This is a genomic window from Paenibacillus sp. FW507-14B1B (assembly GCF_058781425.1).
Window position 1 is genome coordinate 1203598 of sequence record NZ_JBYSWS010000001.1, and the last position, 18380, is coordinate 1221977.

13 protein-coding genes are annotated in these 18380 nt (G+C 43.3%); 2 read left to right on the forward strand and 11 right to left on the reverse strand.

Annotated features, from left to right (window positions below):
• Window positions 1-31: 31 nt before the first annotated feature.
• The 6 genes from AC3WJJ_RS05760 to lacZ form a co-directional block, all read right to left on the reverse strand.
• Window positions 32-3406, reverse strand: coding sequence for a discoidin domain-containing protein (locus AC3WJJ_RS05760; protein WP_492538758.1), 3375 nt, complete (start codon window positions 3404-3406; stop codon window positions 32-34).
• 189 nt (window positions 3407-3595) lie between these two features.
• The gene (locus AC3WJJ_RS05765) at window positions 3596-4666 is read right to left on the reverse strand and encodes a Gfo/Idh/MocA family protein (protein WP_492538760.1); all 1071 of its coding nucleotides are present in this window, start codon (window positions 4664-4666) and stop codon (window positions 3596-3598) included.
• A gap of 92 nt (window positions 4667-4758) precedes the next feature.
• Window positions 4759-5847 carry a Gfo/Idh/MocA family protein gene (locus tag AC3WJJ_RS05770; RefSeq protein ID WP_422660635.1) on the reverse strand — a complete coding sequence of 363 codons (1089 nt, stop codon included), beginning with the start codon at window positions 5845-5847 and terminating at the stop codon, window positions 4759-4761.
• 12 nt (window positions 5848-5859) lie between these two features.
• Complete coding sequence (locus AC3WJJ_RS05775; RefSeq protein WP_492538763.1) at window positions 5860-6807, reverse strand: cupin domain-containing protein; 948 nt, start codon at window positions 6805-6807, stop codon at window positions 5860-5862.
• Between the two features lie 4 nt (window positions 6808-6811).
• Entirely contained in the window at window positions 6812-7816 is a 1005-nt protein-coding gene (locus AC3WJJ_RS05780; RefSeq protein ID WP_492538765.1) for a Gfo/Idh/MocA family protein, read from the reverse strand.
• Between the two features lie 242 nt (window positions 7817-8058).
• The gene (lacZ, locus tag AC3WJJ_RS05785) at window positions 8059-11187 is read right to left on the reverse strand and encodes a beta-galactosidase, LacZ type (protein ID WP_492538767.1); all 3129 of its coding nucleotides are present in this window, start codon (window positions 11185-11187) and stop codon (window positions 8059-8061) included.
• A 136-nt stretch (window positions 11188-11323) separates the two neighbouring features.
• On the opposite strand from lacZ, the gene AC3WJJ_RS05790 reads away from it, so the two are divergent.
• A complete protein-coding gene (locus AC3WJJ_RS05790; protein WP_492538769.1) occupies window positions 11324-12181 on the forward strand; it encodes a helix-turn-helix transcriptional regulator in 858 nt (285 codons plus the stop codon).
• A gap of 79 nt (window positions 12182-12260) precedes the next feature.
• Here AC3WJJ_RS05790 and AC3WJJ_RS05795 read toward each other — a convergent pair whose 3' ends face one another.
• Both AC3WJJ_RS05795 and AC3WJJ_RS05800 read right to left on the reverse strand, forming a co-directional pair.
• Entirely contained in the window at window positions 12261-12671 is a 411-nt protein-coding gene (locus tag AC3WJJ_RS05795; RefSeq protein ID WP_492538771.1) for a GNAT family N-acetyltransferase, read from the reverse strand.
• Between the two features lie 15 nt (window positions 12672-12686).
• Entirely contained in the window at window positions 12687-13274 is a 588-nt protein-coding gene (locus tag AC3WJJ_RS05800; protein WP_492538773.1) for an HAD-IA family hydrolase, read from the reverse strand.
• A 295-nt stretch (window positions 13275-13569) separates the two neighbouring features.
• Between AC3WJJ_RS05800 and AC3WJJ_RS05805 the strand changes: the two genes are divergently transcribed.
• Window positions 13570-14208 carry a nitroreductase family protein gene (locus AC3WJJ_RS05805; RefSeq protein ID WP_492538775.1) on the forward strand — a complete coding sequence of 213 codons (639 nt, stop codon included), beginning with the start codon at window positions 13570-13572 and terminating at the stop codon, window positions 14206-14208.
• 305 nt (window positions 14209-14513) lie between these two features.
• Here the strand turns inward: AC3WJJ_RS05805 and AC3WJJ_RS05810 are convergent, their stop codons facing one another.
• From AC3WJJ_RS05810 to AC3WJJ_RS05820, 3 genes are all read right to left on the reverse strand, one after another.
• Window positions 14514-15392, reverse strand: a complete 879-nt coding sequence (locus AC3WJJ_RS05810) for an AraC family transcriptional regulator (RefSeq protein WP_492538777.1) — start codon at window positions 15390-15392, stop codon at window positions 14514-14516.
• Window positions 15393-15537: 145 nt separating this feature from the next.
• A complete protein-coding gene (locus AC3WJJ_RS05815; RefSeq protein WP_492538779.1) occupies window positions 15538-16389 on the reverse strand; it encodes a GNAT family N-acetyltransferase in 852 nt (283 codons plus the stop codon).
• Between the two features lie 166 nt (window positions 16390-16555).
• The gene (locus tag AC3WJJ_RS05820; RefSeq protein WP_492538781.1) at window positions 16556-18202 is read right to left on the reverse strand and encodes a sigma-70 family RNA polymerase sigma factor; all 1647 of its coding nucleotides are present in this window, start codon (window positions 18200-18202) and stop codon (window positions 16556-16558) included.
• Between the last annotated feature and the right edge of the window lie 178 nt (window positions 18203-18380).

The following is an 18380-nucleotide window of genomic DNA, read 5'->3' on the forward strand; positions in this document are numbered from 1 at the left end:
AATATCGGCTGATCTGGGTCTATTCTATTTACTAATCCACTCGTACAATACTCCACTGTTGATTATTCGCTCCGCTTGGTGCGTATTGAATAATATTCGCTTCATCTTGCATTGAATTCGCGTTGACATCCATGACTTTGGCGCTATGTTGGCTTGTGATTGTGTAATAGCCTTGTGTTCCTATAGAAAGCTGCCATTGTTGATTAGCTGCTCCCGAATCAGCATACACAATAATATTCGCGCCGTTCGCAGTCGAGCCACCGTTCACATCCGCCACCTTACCACTCAGCTTATTGACAAGCTTGAAGGTACCATTGGAGTTCTGGACAATGTTCCAGTGCAGACTATCCTTACTCGTATAAGTAAACTGCTTCACCTGAGAACCATTTGTCGTTGCACCATCCTGAACACCAATTGCTTTCCCACTTGATTTGGAAATAATTTTGTACGTGCCGCTCGGGTCAAATAATGTCTCACTTCCCGTGACTGAGAATTCAGCTACCGCAAGCGCTGTACCATTCACAACAGACAAGGACTCCAGCTTAATATACCTCGCTTTGGTAATGGTAGGCAGATTAATGTTGTTATAGTTGTTCCCTCTAGCATTCGGATTAGGTAAAGTACCATTATTGATTACCTTCGTCCAGTTCGTTCCATCCAGACTCACGTAGAAGTTATAGTTAACTAACATACCTTCATCCCATTGATCAAATGGTCTTGCAACATAGGAAAAGCCTTTGATATAGAACTCCTTTTTCATATCAATGGTAATCGTCTTATTACCACTTTGTTTGAGTGACTCGAAGAAAGTCCCCGTGTTCTTGTCAAAAGCATTCGCAAGCGGGAATGCCGACTGTGCAGCAGGTGTTGCGTTGAATGTCCAATCTGCTGCAAAGATGGAAGCTGCTTTACCGCGAAGCAAATATTTGTCGCTCTTTGGTGAAGCGACTGCTTTGCCATCATAAGCGATAACCTCATATTCATAGACCTGATTAGGCTGAGCCGTTATATCTACGAAAGTTGAACCATAACTAATCCCGAGCAGCACTCCATTTCGATAAATCTCATAGGCAAGCACTGTATTCGAAGGTTCATTTATTCCGAGGGTTAGCTCTACGCCTACATCAAAACGGTCTACCGATGTAATTTGCGGTTTCGCTCCGTTGACGAAATTCCCAAGCGTACGGGACTTGTCGGTAATAAGCCAAGTTTTGTCCGGCAGTACAGGCAGTCCGCTTACCAGATCACGAACTTTTTGAAGATCCATGGATTTGCCGTAGTGCGCATAGTGTGGTGTGACATCCACACCAATAACACGACTCATTGCAACCGCCATCGTCTGCCATTTGTCTAATCCTGCAAATGTTCCTTTTAAAGATTCTTCGCGTAAATAACGATTAACTAAAGGATATAACGTATTTAAGCCGTACTTTATCTCAAGCTGATAATTCATCGCTGTTTGTTCGAATACACTCAGTTCGACCGCTTCTCCCTCATTGAACCTTCTCATGGTATCCCAGCGGTTTTCGCGTTCTATTCTTGAAGCAAGGCCGAACTCGCGTTCCATACGTAAGGCGTACATATTATTCGTAATCTCGCCAATTTCAATAGCATAGTTGTCAAAGATATGTCCCCATTCATGAGCTTCGCCCCATCCTCCTCCAGGACCAACCACCTGAATGAGTTCTTTGGCAAATCCGCCCGTACGCGGACCATTATTTAAATCGTCATAGGCTTGATATCCTGTAAGTCCACCGCCGGCCCAAGCATGAGCTCCCTTCGTAAACAATCTAGACATCATCATGCTGTTCGGCGCATGGTGAAGAGGATTCGGGTCGTTGGCATCAAAACCAGAATATTCGTTCATAACTCTATAGAATCTCTCCCAAGTCTCTGCGGTATCAGCTATGGTCTGACCACTCTGGGTAAACTGCTCATTAAGCCCCTCTAGTGCAGCTCTCGCACTTGTGGTCGTAATGGTATTATCGGTTACGAGCTCCATGATGTTGTAGAATTTAGGTGGTTGCCCTGAACTTACGATCGTATCGTAATCAAAATATAAGTCATTGTTTTCCACATTACTTACATAGGCTGTAAGTTCTGACATGAAATCGTTCACATTAGTTACCCCATGAACATACATTGGGAATTTCGTCCCACCCACAAGACGAATCTGAGGCGCGTAGGGCTGTTGATTTGGATAGGCTTGGTTTTGCAAATAGATTGCTGCAGGTCTAATCTTACTTCCATCCGTGTCATCAACGGCTAATGGAGGAGCTTTGATGATGTTGATCCCAGGCACCAGATCGTAGACTTTTATCCAGCTTCCCCAGTTTCCTCCTACGGTCAATGCCTGCCCTAACACAAGCTGTGGAAGGATTCCATTATAATCAGCTTTTACATAGACACGAAGCGTTTCTCCAGGCGTGACATAGTAGCCTGTAGGAACCATGGTGTGTCTTGAATCCATCTGTCCACGGCTCGCTTCTTGATTAATATTGCCACGCTGTATTGCAGTATAGAGCTTGCTATCAAACGCCGTTGGTTGATTGACCAGGGTAAGCGCGTCATTCAGAATCGGTACATACTTACTCTCATCAGGATGACCGCTCGCTATATTAATCAAGTTCTGAATGGACGATGTGTTGTTGTAAGCCGGGGTTAATTTCGAATAGGTTTGATCCGTAAAGACCTGCTTAAATTGATCTCGAAGGGCATCCGGTTGATGAAAGGAGATTTCGGCGATGCTCGCCCAATTCTCTTTCGCTTGAACGAATTCCAAACGGACTCTGCGGGCATCGATGCTTGGAAATTCAAATTCGATGGACGTGCCGATGGCTGAAACATAAGTATCTTCTTTGAAAAGAGTAAAATTCTCACCTGTTTCGGTAGCGCTTGCATATAATTTGTAGTGAAGTGGAAATCCCTTCCAATCCGCACCTTGACGAACGAGGTATTCGATTCTTGATAGGGTGTACACCTGATCAAAAGTGAAAGTAACCTTGTTCGTAAAGCTGGAGGAATTCGGCGTGCCCGTCTCCCAGTGCGTAGCCGGATTTCCGTCGATTGCTTTATTAAGGGTACTTGTTCCGTAATTGCCACCGTTATTCGCAATATTTGTAACCGAGACCCCACCAGTGCTTAACGCTGTCACTGCCCCACCAAATGCATTATTTACATCTTCACGATCCGTTTCCATATCGGCTGCGGTACTTGCATCTTCGCTAGCCATCTCCATCTCTCCAGCCGGATTGGCATCTTCGCTAATCGTTACTGTGTCGATTACTGGATCCAATGCGGTTTCGGAATCTGAGGCGTTGACGATTGAAGTACTTAGCAGCCAACATAATGCCATAATTGTTACAAGCCACCTCATTAATCCATTACTGTGTCCTTTCAATACCACACATTTTCCCCCTTCGCGATATGTTCATCCCATCATACGGCGCAAAGATCGAGAATATTCGGATTGAAAATTCAACATTTTTTTTATTTGGAATATCGATCATACAACTTCCCATAAAAAAAGTACCATCCGCTCTCTGAATAAATTTCGAGAGCAGTGGTACTTTTTAATGTGGACTAATTTTTCAGGTTATGCAGGATATATATCAAAATCCTTCAACGTTTCGCCTGTTCTAGCCGATTCAAACACAGCTTCAATAATGTTCAGTACGCGCAGTACTTCTTCATTCTTAACGATTGGTTCTGCTGTGCCTTCTATAACATCTGCGAAGTTATCGAAGAAGCTGCTAGGTTGGCGGAACGCTTCCGGAAGTGCACCCGTAATGGTTGCTTCTTCTGAAGGAGGGGCCATCGTCTTGGTTAAACCTACCCCTGCTTGAATTGGCTTCGGTTCCACTTTTACAGCATCCTGATTTCGAGTAACGATACGACCGTTCATGGACCAATCTTCAATGATACCCGTTCCTTCGGTACCTTTCACATACCAGCGAGGCAATGTGATGAAATTCGTCGTTCCTACTTCGACTACAGCAGAGACACCATTTTCGAATTGAAGATAAGCCTCAAATCCATCATCTACACCATCGCCTAGAATGAAACTAAGTCGGCTGCTCAGACTCGTGATCTTACTGTCAATCATGAAGATCATCTGATCCAGCAGATGCACTCCCCAGTCCAGGAGCATACCTCCGCCGAATTCTTCAAGATGACGCCAGTCTCCTGGTATTCCATTAGCTCCATGAACTCTGGATTCGATTCGGAACAGATCCCCAACCGTCTTCTCATTGTACATTTGCTTGATGGTCAAGAAATCCTCATCCCAGCGGCGATTTTGGTGAACCATAAGTACCCGGCCAGCTTCATCCGCAGCAGCGAGCATTTCTTTAAAGTCACTTACGGAAAGGGTCACCGGTTTTTCACAGATCACATGCTTACCTGCCTGAAAAGCTTTAATTGCCAATTCCTTATGCACATCATTCGGTGTAGCTATAAGAACAACGTCTACCTTAGGGTCATTGAGAACAGCTTCATAGCTCTCGTAAGCAGGATAACCCGCTTCCACAGACGCTTTACGCCGTTCTTCCAAAACATCATAAGTTCCAGTAACTTCAACTTTCTGATTGTCTTTAATCAATTTAGAATGGTAGTTTCCCATACCGCCAAAGCCTACAATTACGATAGCGTGTTTGGTCGTTGTCATGGATACACAGCTCCTTTTTAATACATCAGCATCTAATGCGCTAATAAGTCTCTTGATGTTGTTTCGATAAGTTAAGATGCTTCCCTTGTTTATTACCCCTGATTCATGTAAACAGCTTTTCCTGTGCGAGCGGATTCGTAAAGAGCTTCTAGGATTTCAGAAACGACACAAGCTTGTTCAGGTGTTACAACCGGCTCAAGATCTTGATCAACCGCTTCAATCCATTTTCTCATTTCAATATCTGCATCGCTTTCCGAACTACCTGCATAAAAAGCGACTCCGCCAGACTTCAAATCCACTTCATGCGTGTACAAACGGCTGTGCTGTTCTCCGTTAATACGCAGACCGCCCTTCATATCCGCGCCAGCAACGGTACCGCTCAAGCTGCACTTCGCTTCATCCACTTCGAGGGAATTAAGAGCCCAGCTGGACTCCAGCATAACAGTTGCTCCATTTTCCATAACGATCATACCGAATGCTGAATCCTCTACAGTGAACTTTTCTGGGTCCCATGGTCCCCAAGCATTTGCTGCATTCTCTTTTTTCGCAAGCTCGTGATACTTTGTTCCCAAAACAACTTTTGGCTTATAATTATTCATCATCCACAGTGTTAAATCAAGTGCGTGGGTTCCGATATCGATAAGTGGACCTCCACCTTGCTTCTCTTCATCCAAGAATACGCCCCAAGTAGGTACAGCTCTTCTACGGATTGCATGTGCTTTGGCAAAATAGATATCACCAAGATCTCCCGCTTCACATACTTGCTTCAAATGCCAGCTATCAGGTCTATAACGGTTGTTGTATCCAATCGTGAGTTTTTTACCCGTTCTCTTAGCCGCTTCAACCATGCTTCTTGCTTCAGCAGCCGTCTTAGCCATTGGCTTTTCACACATGACGTGCTTACCGGACTCAAGTGAAGCGATAGAGATTTCAGCGTGAGCATCATTCGGTGTAAGAACATGAACAATATCAATCGTATTGTCTTTCAAAAGCTCTGCGTAATCAGCATACACTTTTGCTTCGTCTGTACCAAATTTCTTCGCTGCTTCTTCTGCACGACTTTCAACGATATCACAAAAAGCGACAAGCTCAACATTCTTCAACTTGCTTAAGCTAGGCAAATGCTTTCCGTTTGCAATACCGCCACATCCGATAATTCCTACACGATATACTTTACTCATTCTTAATCACCTTCACTTTTCATAGTTTTTGTTTTGTTGTTCCTTGCGATAAGCGCCAGGCGTCATGCCCACTCGCTTGCGAAACACAGCATGTAAATAGGTGGCATTCGTAAACCCTTCAAGTTGTGCGATCTGCTCAATCGGTAAGGAGCTTTCCTCTAACCTTCGGCATACGGCTTCCAATCTAATATCCTCAAGCACTTTGCTGAATGAACTGCTCGGATTCACCTGTTTGAATACCCGCTGTAACTGCCTAGGACTAATATTCAGTTTCTCCGCTACACTTTCCAGTGTAAGACTAGCCGAATAATTAGCCTCCATAAAATGAATGGCATATTGGTAACGGTAGGAGAGCATATCCCTCACAGGCGCCTCTACTCGAATCCCATCAGAATCGTAGGCTCTTACTGCTTTCACTAAAATACTAACCACTAAATGTTTAATAGAAGTATAGTAGCCTGCGAATTTACCATCACATGCTTGATAAGCTTCAAGAAAACAACTCATCGCCTTATGCGAGTCATAGGCTGGAATGAGAGGAAGCTGTCGTAACTTCTCGATACACTCCTCCGCCTCTGCGGCTTCCCACGGGTCCACTTCATCTCTTGCTTTCTCTGTAATATTCACGTGCAAGCAGAGCTCATCCATATCTTCCTGCGCATCTGCCTCCTGATAGTGCATAACACCAGGGCCTGTTAGATAGAACATTCCTTCCGATAAAGAGTAAGATTGTTCTTCGAGAATTACCTTACCTTTTCCTCTTGGAATAAAGTGAAATTCGAATTCGGCATGGTTATGAAAATCAACCACTTTTCCCGGAGGGAATTTCGTAAGATGAAACCTTAATACATGAATCTCATAATGTCCCCATGAAATCCGAATATCCAGCCGTTCGAGCATATCCTGCTTCTCAAACATCACTCCGTAAGGAAAAGTAGTGCCTCTCTTTAACTCATCCATCGTTCTATGCTTGTAATTCTTCCAGCTTGATTACTTTTCCTTCTGCAACTGAACGATTCGCAGCTTCCATTAACTTGGTCAACTCAACAGCCATAGCGATATTATCGTCAGCGGTTGTATCGTTCTGGATGTGACTAACCCACTGATGGAATGCACTCTCACGAGAATCGAATACCGGGATCTCTGTCCAAGCCGGTGTCTCATCTTTAGCAAGGTTCGTTTTCAGCAGAAGCTTCTCTTCTGGTGTTCCGAACAATAAAGTTCCTTCGGTACCGTGAATCTCGATGGTAAATGGTGAATGACTGTTCGCAAAGCCGGCTTCTACAACACCGATCGCTCCTGATGCGGTTTGAAGTGTTGCAACAGCGTTATCCTCAACCTCTTTACCTGTGATATAACCGAAATTTGCACTTACACCCGTAATTTCTTCTCCAAGGAATAGACGGGTCAAGTACATCGGGTGACATCCTAGATCGATCAAGGCGCCACCACCACATTGCTCCAAACTATAGAAATGATCGGGAAGCCAGCCGGCAAGAGCTCCACCATGAGCAAGGCGAACTCTAACATATGTAACTTTGCCAAGCAGTCCTTGTCTCAGCACGTCCTGAACAGCTAAGGTATAACCGTCATTTAAGCGGGGTAACGAGACTGTTAACTTAACTCCTTGCTTCTCGGTTTCAGACACAATTTCATTGGTTTCCGCGAGCGTAGGTGCAACCACCTTCTCAGTGAAAATATGCTTACCTGCCTTAGCAGCAGCGACCATAACCTCACGGTGTCTATTCGTAGGTGCATCAACAATGACTGCGTCGATATCTTTTTGAGCAAGCATGTCATCTAAATGATCATAAAAAGGAACTTGCAACTTCTCGGCAGCTTTCTTTCCGCGAACCGGATCTTCGTCCCAAACTGCAACGATGTCTGTATCATCATGCTCCTGCGCTTGTTTTGTGTAATCCCATGCATGAACGTGCCAGTAGCTAATCTTGCCGATTCTAATGCTCACTTCGCCTTACCTCCCGATATATAATATCCTGACATTCACCTATAAAGGTATCACATCACGAATCATTTTTTTAGTAGAAGTATACGACAAACCATATATAAAATTACGACATGTCACAGATAATTCAATACTCCCTATATGTATAATCTCAAGGAGCTTCGTTCACCGTGTCATTCGAATACAAAAAGAGCAGCATCCTAATAATCAATACGGATGCTGCTCCATAATCAGATCTAAACTTCTTATTTCTTCGTTCCTTTAAATGAGAAGGATAGACGATAGCTTCGATCTGCATATAATGTATATTCTGGATGTGGCTTCGATCCCCAGCTGTCATCACCACCAACACCCATTTGCTGGCTCATTACGCGTACAACGGTTCTATCTGATATTGGAAGTTTATAGGCATGATCGCTAGCCTCAATCTCCATTGGTGTAAATGGAAGTACGTTCAATTCAAACTTCGGCAGACCTTGAATTTCCATTCCAAGCCCTTGGTTGTTATGAATGGAAGCATAACGCACCTCTGTTTTGTTCCCACATTCCTGCGGGCGGAGGTATGGAACCCATTGATCTTTGACCAATCCAGAATAAAGTCCTATCTTCGCACCTGTATTCCGGTCTGAATAGTTCTCAAATGGTCCTTTTCCATACCAAGTCAACGTATCAAAGGATCCATCCAGCTCGAACATCATCCCCACCTCAGGGATTTCTGACAAATCCGTACCTGGAGTTAGCTCTTGCTGTACATGCACTGCTCCCTCTCCATTTACGATGTAGGTCAATGTACAAGTAGACTCCGGTGATGTTGGTAACGAGTACTCCACCTGAATAGTCACGAGATTTGCACCCTGCTCACAGGTTAGGTTCTTCAGTGTTCTTTCCGCACTTGCCGTACGCCATACACCGCTACGCTCCTCCAGATTGTTCCCGCGGTCATTGTCTATCAATGCACGCCAGAAATTAGGAGCCGGTGCCTGCTTCATAAACTCTGTATCTGCATACATGTACGATGTCAGAGCGCCTGTCGCTTTATCAAACTTCAAGGAGAAATCATCACCACTTACGCTAATAAGCGCATCTTGTTCCGTGATTTGTACTGGTTTTTTAGAATCCTTGTCCTTGTTTATAACTTCTGCATCGTCGCCTACTTTTAATACAAATTGTTCGAAGGCTACCTCGTGGCCTTTATCAGCCCATAATTGCTCTTTTTTCAACACAAAGCTAAGAGTCAACACATATTCATCACTGAATTCTCCACCGGAGCAAGCCGCTAGTGCCTCCGAAATCCCGACAGCTACTGTAGCACCAGGTGCAATATCAACCTGATGGACTCCCTTAGCCACAGGCTGTCCATTCCTTAAAACGTTCCATTGTAAATCATAGTCAGCCAGATTCGTAAACAGGTTCCGATTCGAGATGCTTACCGTCTCTTGATCATAATCAATCGCGGAAAATCTAACATTTTGATAGCATTTCTTCACTTCATAAATTTTCGGGGTCACCGTACGGTCTGCAAAAATCAATCCATTTCCACAGAACGTTCCGTCATTTGGGGAATCCCCGAAATCTCCGCCATAAGCCAGGTACTCTTGTCCATCTTCATTTCGCGTAAGAATTGCCTGATCGATCCAGTCCCAGATGAAGCCGCCTTGGAGCACCGGATAGCGATCAAACAACTCCCAGTAGGTGCTTAACCCACCACAAGAGTTCCCCATAGCATGACTGTACTCACATACGATAAAAGGCTTCTGCGGATTGCTCTTTGCATACTTCTCAATGTTTGAGACATGCGTATACATCTGGCTCTCAATATCTGATGCTGCCTCTGAAGCACGATAATGAAACACACCTTCATAATGAACGATACGTGATGGGTCTGCTTCTTTAAAGTACTCGTACATATGAATAAAATTATCCCCGCCAAATGATTCATTACCAAGAGACCAAATCACGATAGACGGATGATTCTTATCCCTCTCAAACATGGATTTACTACGATCCAGCACATTCTCCCGCCATTCAGGCTTGCTGCCTGGCAGGGTATCTTCCAATTCTTTTTGCCCGTAGGTCCAAGTTCCGTGGGTCTCCAGATTCACTTCATCAATCACATATAATCCGTACTCATCACAAAGCGAATACCATTTCGGATGGTTCGGATAATGTGAGGTCCGCACAGCGTTAATATTATATGCTTTCATGAGCTTGATATCGGCCAGCATCTCTTCTTCACCGATTGCCCGCCCCTTCGTCTGAGAGAACTCGTGTCTGTTTACACCTTTGAACTCAATGGTTTCCCCATTTATTTTCATTAAACCATCTTTAATTTCAAAAGAACGGAAACCAACCTTTGAGCTAATATATTGTACCGTCTGACCATCCTGATCTTTAAGCTCAAGGACAAGTGTATACAGGTGAGGAAACTCTGCACTCCATTTCTTAGGTGTACTTACCTCAGCCCCAAGTTCCAACACTTCCTCCGGCTTCGTACCGATTGAAACTTGCTCAGACAGAGCACTCGCCCAAACCGATTTATGTTCCTCATCATACAGTTGAACTTCCAGAGTAACGCTGCTATGATCCGTTTCACTGTAGTTATGTATGCGAGATTTAACAGATAGTGAGCCATGTTCATAATTGTGATCTAATCCAGCAGTAACGTGGAAGTCATAGATATGAACATCCGGAGCCGTAAATAAGTATACATCCCGGAAAATCCCACTCATCCGCCAGAAATCCTGATCTTCTAGCCAGCTTGCATCACTCCAGCGGTATACCTCCACCGCAAGTTTATTCTCACCAGGAACAAGATACGGCGTCAGATCGAATTCAGACGGTGTGAAGGAGTCCTCACTGTATCCTACAAGTTCTCCATTAAGCCAAATATAGAAAGCGGATTCAACCCCTTGAAAGCTAATAAATACAGGCTGATCCTTCCAATCTTCTGGCACCGTAAACGTGCGGATATAAGAGCCGACTGGATTGTATTTCGTCGGAGCATAAGGAGGTTTTAGATCCTCTTGCTCAACCCAAGGATAAATCACATTCGTATAATGCGGATAATCGTATCCTTGCAGCTGCCAATGTGATGGTACCGGGATTTCGGCCCACCCGTCGGAGTTATAATCTTGTTCATAAAAATTAACGATTCGGCTAGTAGGATTCTCCGCCCATGCAAATTTCCACATTCCGTTCAAAGAACAGTAGCTACGGGACTGCTCCAACTTTCCTGCTAAAGCCTCTTCCAAAGAATCGTAAGTAATCATAGTTGAATGAGCATCCATACGGTTCAATTGGAAAGTCTCCGGATTATTATTCCATTCGGGATAACCATTTGAAGGGGGCTGGTAAGCTAGCTTTTGTTTGTTCAAGTGGTGTCACTCCTGTTCGATAGTTTTATGTAAATGGTGTATTCTATTACTATATTCATATTATAGAGTCAGGAATTTCTTATTTCTATTAAACAATATTCATGATGATATAAAAATATGAAAGTGAGCGGTTGAGATGATCGATTCCATTTATTTCGGATTAATTACCGATTCAACCAAGCGACTTCCCGTCTATCTTACGATAACGGGCCAGTGGAAGAATCAGGAGACTGTACGAAGACCAAGCGGCTTCTCCTCTTATCAATGGTTGTTTGTTCTGTCGGGTGAAGGCGTCATCTATGTAGATGGGCAAGTGAAGAAGGCAAGAGCAGGACAAGCGATCTGTCTATTTCCAGACGAACCTCATCATTATCATGCAGTCAGCGAGCCTTGGAGCGTCATCTTCCTCTCAATGGAAGGATCTCAATGTGGTCCACTACTCGACCTAGCAGGGGTCCGGCAATCAGATGTGTTTGATATTACGGATTTTGATAACATGAAGGCCGATCTACTCGCAATCATTACAGCAGCTTCATTAGAAGATTCATATATGGATTTACGCTGCTCTAAGCTGATCTATAACTTTCTTCTGGATTTGGCTCAGCGTGTAAACACGAGTCAACATACGATACATCAGAGTGTTCAGCGGCTACAGCCGGTGATCCAATACATCAAACAGCATTGCCAGCACCAGATCACCATCGAGCAGCTTGCAGCAAAGGCCAATGTGACTCCTCAATACCTATGCTATTTATTCAAGCAAGCGATGAACGTGAGACCTATGGAATATGTGAATAGGGAGCGGATTAACCTTAGTAAACAACTTATTTTTCTGGAACCACATCAGAAAATCCGAGAAATTGCTAAGCACTCCGGGTTCGAACATCCGAGTTATTTCTGCACCGTATTTAAACGCTTAGAAGGCATGACACCCGAAGAGTTCAAAAGATTCCATGGTTATGGCTCCCTTTCAAATTCTTCGAGAACATCGTAAGAAAAGAAAATATATATGAAAAGACCAGGTGCTCTTGAACACCTGGTCTTTCATGCAGCAACGTTGATAGACTTGTCCTCTACTGTGGACGACGTACCATAAAACGGTCAGCGTTCCGCTGAAAGCCATATTGCTCATACAGCCCATGAGCGTCAGCTGTTCCTAGAAACCCGGATAAGTCTTTAAGATCTTCGCTTGTGGTGATCGTTTCGATCAGTTTTTTGCCGATCCCTTGTCCTTGATATTCATCGTCGATGATCACATCACACAGCCAGTATGTCGTTGCCCAGTCTGTAATAATTCTTGCAAATCCAATCTGTCGATTCCCGTGATACACTCCATAACAAAGAGAGGTTTCAATCGCCCGATTCATTCGCTCTTTGGGTCTATTATTCGCCCAATAACTCCCACCTATTAACGAATGGATCGTTTCATAGTTTAAGCGCGTCTTATCTGTACTGATCACATAATCCCCGAATTGTACTGCCATACGTTCCCCTCCACATCAACGATTACCTAGAATAAACTCCACATGCTCTATCCATCGTCCCTCTCGGTCTGCTATCACCGTATTCCATCTCAAATCCTGAGCAGGCTTCAAGTTCTTCTGTTGATCATCTACAAAAGTGACTGGACGATTCCGGTCTAATTTCGATTGTACTAGCTCATAAATCTCAGCTTGAGGCTTACAGCACCCTACATTACTTGATACAGTTACGCTGTGTAAGTAGGGAGCCAAAGGCTTTAATATCGGGGTCAACCATTCTTCACGGTGATTACTTATCAGGTGAACATCAGCTAAATGACTCCATTCAGGGATGCGTTCAAAAGCTGGCATGGTCTGAAGATGCTTAGACAGCATCGTTTTAGCCGCAGCGATCTCGACATTTGGACACTCCTTACGGAGCCAATCCCAGAAAGCCTCTTCAGGTAAAACTCCTGACCAATAACTATCCCTTAGATGTACCTTGAACATCGTCTTGAGATCTTTATTCGTAGCGTTATCTAATTCAGCGATCTCTTCCCAATAACGTGGGGACATGTTAGTGACTAGCACACCGGCCATATCTAGTATCAATTGATGTTTGGTCATGATTCCCTCCCCTGCTACCTCTACACACAAAAACTATCAAAAAGAATGAAGATATTATAGGTAATTATATCCAATATAATTAAAAATTCCACTCTATTCTGGATGATTCGTTCCTGTATGGCTCTTGAATTTGTTAGTCATTCAGATAGATTTGGATATGGAAAAATATTTATTATTTCACGTGTATTCATTCATTTCCGAGTTGCAATTACACCTATCCTTGCATTATATTAATTGACATATCAATCATTGACCCATCAAATATTATTTAACAACCAAGAAAGCAGGGATAAATATGAGTAAATATCAAAAAACAAACGACTTCAACGAAATCGTGTATGGACGCCGTTCCATCAAAACGTATGATTCAAGTGTAAAAATAAGCCGTGAGGAAATGACAGAGATATTAGGAGAGGCTACTCTTGCACCATCTTCTATCAACATGCAACCTTGGCGTTTTGTCGTTATTGATAGCGAAGAAGGAAAAAAAGCGCTTGGCGATCTCGCTAAATTCAACAAAGATAAAGTATTAAGTTCATCAGCAGTCATTGCTGTCTTTGCAGATATGAATAATTTTGATTATGCCGAAGAGATTTATGGTAAAGCGGTTGAACTAGGCTACATGCCTGCTGACATAAAAGAGTATCAATTGAACGCATTCAAACCGATGTACGCAGCTATGCCCGAGACTGTAATTCGAGAAACAAGCATCCTCGACGCAGGTCTCGTCTCCATGCAGCTCATGCTTGTTGCACGTGCACATGGTTATGATACCAACCCTATTGGCGGCTACGAGAAGGATCAAATCGCAAATGCATTGGGTCTTGATGAAAAGCGCTACATTCCAATCATGCTCATCTCCATCGGGAAAGCAGCTAGCGAGGGATTCCAAACCTACCGCCTGCCTGTTGAAACGGTAACGACGTGGAAATAATTCCATGTCGCTGAAGTAAATCAGTTCTCCTTCCAGAAAGTCGCAAACATCGTTAGTGTGGCCATTACCCGCTTATGGGATGGTGGCCCGAAGCAAGCCCACATCAAATATACGATTGCTCAACATATTCGCGAGTTTTAAAGTACACAAGACAAAAAGGATGATCAAACCATGATTATTATTCATGTCCACCTACAAGTAAAACCAGATCAAGTAAATCGTTAATTGAAGCTATATAGTAGTAAAAACTCGTCCAGTGCTTTCTAGGCATAGGACGAGTTTTTTTAATGTTTTATTAAATTCTTCTACCGGACCTTCTTAACAGGTATCCAATATTCGACCTCAACTTCTTCGGTAAATACCTGCTTCTCTACACCTACTTGGATTTCTGGTCCAACCTGTATCGTAGGACCTTCAATTTGCTCATAACCTGAGGAAGGGAACCATTCTCCATAAATTTGCTTCCATTTCTCTGGTTCCCAAGGAACCTTCACTTCAATGACTACCCAGGTCATACTCGGTACATATAACCGAGAGAATTTGACCGGACATGACTCTGTTGAAGCAACTGAGAAATAGTAATTGTAATCGCCCTTCCTACGTCCCACCCCTTCTCCTACATCCACATGAAGAATTCCAAATGGTTCGACGTTATTAAGTGATATCAGCTCGGCATACGTGTTAGGATCTGTTGAACTCCACACTTGCTCGACACCAGGGTGTTCACCCATTTCAATCGGTGTAACTCGATTGGTAATCCCGATCACTTGAAAAGCTTCCTTGTTCTCAATTCTAAATTTCATCGGCTCGCCCCCTACAATAGATAAGCGAAAGGTCATTTGGGGATATGCTTTTAGTGATTGGTTCGTCAGTCTCATTTCTGCTGGTGTGATTCCATGCTGAATTTGAAAAGCACGTGTAAATGCATCGGGTGAAAGATATCCATACTTGATGGCGATATCAATCACTTTCACAGCACTATTCTGTAATTCCAATGCTGCGAGCGTTAGACGTCTACGGCGGATATATTCTTGAAGTGAAATGTCTGCCAGATAGGAGAACATTCTTTTAAAATGGTGAACCGAACAATACGCACGCCTTGCTATTTCGTGTTCGTCGATTTCGTTCTCCAAATTCTGTTCAATATAGTCTAATGCCCTATTTAAATTTTCCAGCACATTCATCCCAACGACCTCCCTTCTTTCTAAGAGTAGCAAGATATTTTTCAAGACATCCGATTAATTCAGTTCAACTATTGCAGGGTGAGTACATCATCCATTTGCACAGCCCATATCATTCCATGTCCCTAATTAAATCTGTCATCTAATCTCACAACATTTTTACCATCATGTCCTTAATATACATTTCCCTGAATCCAAGGCTATCGTAGAGACTTCTGGCATTATCATTTCCGATGACGCAACAAAGCTTGACCGTTTCGTATCCGCGCTGATAGATCTCATTGCATAAGTACTTCATAAATTTTCTTCCAATCCCTTGCCCCTGAGCGTCTGTACGTATAGAAACACTACTAATCTCATTGCCATGAATATGGCTAAACCCTACTATTCCCCCATTTAATTCGTATACGAAATAGTCCTTAGCATTCTCTTTCCAAGCTTGCCGCTCATTTTCACTAGGCTCTGCAATCACAGAATCAGGAAATCTACCCACACGGACGCGCATTTCATGAAAAGCTGTAGCATACATTGATTGACTTGGAAGATAATCTTCGTCCGTATACATCCTTACTGGGAGCTTCTCGATCTGAAAGGGGTCGCCGTTTCGCTGCATATAAGCCGAGGAGAAATAAGAGGCATAGCCAAGTCTCTGTGCAAACGCAACGGACGAAGGACGACCGGCAAAAAAGGAGCTTCTGACTTTTTGAGTTCCACCAGCTCGTAATATGCTCTCACCATACCTTACAACTGCTGATCCGATTCCTTGCCTGCGAAACTGTGGAGCCACGAACACGGTTAAATACGACTGTGGTCCAGGTTCGTTTACTTGGGCAAGCGCAACAAGCTTATCTTCATACAGCACAGTAATAAATAATTCCGGGTATTCCTCAAGTACAAGAAGGATGTCTTGTCCCATTTCGATGTCAGTACGTAATAATTCTTTGGCGGCATTATAATCTTGTTCACTGAAAGGTTCGTATCGGATATATGATATGTTCATTGGTCTTTAATTCCTCCGATATTATTAAATGGTTGTTATAAGATCCAAGCATGAATCTGCATTCATACTTTCGGAGCTTATCTAATCTTCGTCATCATGGTCCAGAACCCCTTCGAGAAAGTAAGGCCATACAAAAAATGGTTTTACTTTCTAAGAGATTTTTGTTCTACTTAACCGGACCCATCCAGGTAGTGATCGTCTTTTTCTGATGTGATAGCGGTTCTTGCAGCTTTCCATTATCCACAAGATGCTTCAGTACATAGGCGGTCAATATTCCCCCACAGACTCTCCCATGTACTAAATGAGCAATCTGTGGTTCCAGATGTTTCGGTTGGTTTAGAATACTCAGTTCTAGCATATTCTCATACAGCTTAGTAACCGCTGGTGTATAAAGACTAGACAAGTCCGGCATAACTCGATTTAAACGTTGAAGAGTTTCAAGTGAATCAATCCAAACGGCATTAAAACGATATTTCCCTTCTGATTTTCGGATATAACCTTTTTCAAGAAGAAAAGCATAGTGCTCACGGTGAGATTCGTCGTCGGGTAATCCCCCATTCCAAAACTGACTGCAAACCTCTACATCTTTATAATGAAGATCCCGCCAACCTTCCCGGTCACTCCAATGTGTATTAAGTTGCCATAAGTATAGGGAGCTACCTTCCTGATATCGAGTCATCGAACCACAAATATCATAATTGCGTGGATCAAAGGTTAACTCCGGTTGTTTGCTCTTTTCTAGAGTTGCATAAGCAATATACTGGCCTCCATCCTTCCTCATTGGAGCAACGGTGTGAAAGTTTACTTCTGCTGGGCGACTTCGCCATGACTGTTCTTCGATGTTCTTGGGCAGTAAAGTCCAGAGAAGGAAGTTAAAGTCTTGATCCGGGAAATACACCCCACTTTCCTCAATATCCTTGCGAATGTTCATTAATGCTTCAAAATGTAAATCAGCAATTTCAGCAGCACAATTTTTATAATGCTGATGCCCAGCTTCAATATGTTCAGGGGTTGTATCCCAGATGATCGTATTACTTTGATATTTTCCTGAAACAACTTCAATGAGATAGCCGTATTCACTCAAATGCTCAACCTCAGCTTCAAGCAAAGACGGTGGCATCCCTAATTCTTGAGCGATTTCATGAATAGACATTGCCTTATGATAAGCTGCATATACGATATTCTGAGCCAAGGTGCGTCCAAGGAAATCATTTGTCTCACCAAGTTTCCCGAGTGTACCGGAGTGACCAGTACCATTCAATTTAATTGGATTTACACTTAAAACACCCGTTGTTCTCATACGTTTCATCCCCTTTTTCAATTCCTTCTTGGCATCACTCAGATGCCATTTCACTGTATTCACAGGAATACCAAGAATGCCTGCAATTTCAATTTGCTTTAGGCCCTCATAGTAATGGAGAACAACGATTCGGCGATGAATGTCCGATAGAAACGCGATTTCCCTGCGCAGTATCCGGTAAGCCTCAATTTCAATCAGTTGTTCAAGAGGCTCCTTCTGATGATCGAGCAGCCATTCAGACATCCCATTGACCTCAATCGATTGGGGCACGTGCGTACGCTTTTTCAACCAGTTGACCCAAGTATACCTGGCGATGGTCCAGACATAGGCATCCATGTTCTGAATATTCGCCCCTGAAGAGATCGATTTAAGTAGTTGTAACAGGATCTCCTGTGCCAGGTCTTCTGCTTCTATCCGCTGCTTTACCCGGTTCATTGCAAACCCGAAGATGGGTTTAATGAATGGCCGGATTATTTCTGCTATTGCATTGTCACTCTGACTTAAGTGCCTCATCTGTCGCCTCCTGCAATTACCCTTCAGAAATTCCTATCAAATAAATAGTGTGTTGAAATGTTAAAAGGTTGGGGGGGTCTCAAAATTATTTTTGTGAGCAATATATTAGGTTCAGATCTATATTTAATTCGTGATCTACCTTAAAGAACCTTTCAAGCGTCAGATCTGAGGAATACAT

Excerpts from the sequence above, each read along its gene's own strand:
- AC3WJJ_RS05800 (WP_492538773.1), bottom strand. The coding sequence starts at position 13,274 with ATGACCAAACATCAATTGATACTAGATATGGCCGGTGTGCTAGTCACT.
- AC3WJJ_RS05770 (WP_422660635.1), bottom strand. The coding sequence starts at position 5,847 with ATGAGTAAAGTATATCGTGTAGGAATTATCGGATGTGGCGGTATTGCA.
- AC3WJJ_RS05790 (WP_492538769.1), top strand. The coding sequence starts at position 11,324 with ATGATCGATTCCATTTATTTCGGATTAATTACCGATTCAACCAAGCGA.
- AC3WJJ_RS05820 (WP_492538781.1), bottom strand. The coding sequence starts at position 18,202 with ATGAGGCACTTAAGTCAGAGTGACAATGCAATAGCAGAAATAATCCGG.
- AC3WJJ_RS05810 (WP_492538777.1), bottom strand. The coding sequence starts at position 15,392 with ATGAATGTGCTGGAAAATTTAAATAGGGCATTAGACTATATTGAACAG.
- AC3WJJ_RS05765 (WP_492538760.1), bottom strand. The coding sequence starts at position 4,666 with ATGACAACGACCAAACACGCTATCGTAATTGTAGGCTTTGGCGGTATG.
- AC3WJJ_RS05795 (WP_492538771.1), bottom strand. The coding sequence starts at position 12,671 with ATGGCAGTACAATTCGGGGATTATGTGATCAGTACAGATAAGACGCGC.
- AC3WJJ_RS05775 (WP_492538763.1), bottom strand. The coding sequence starts at position 6,807 with ATGGATGAGTTAAAGAGAGGCACTACTTTTCCTTACGGAGTGATGTTT.
- AC3WJJ_RS05815 (WP_492538779.1), bottom strand. The coding sequence starts at position 16,389 with ATGAACATATCATATATCCGATACGAACCTTTCAGTGAACAAGATTAT.
- AC3WJJ_RS05805 (WP_492538775.1), top strand. The coding sequence starts at position 13,570 with ATGAGTAAATATCAAAAAACAAACGACTTCAACGAAATCGTGTATGGA.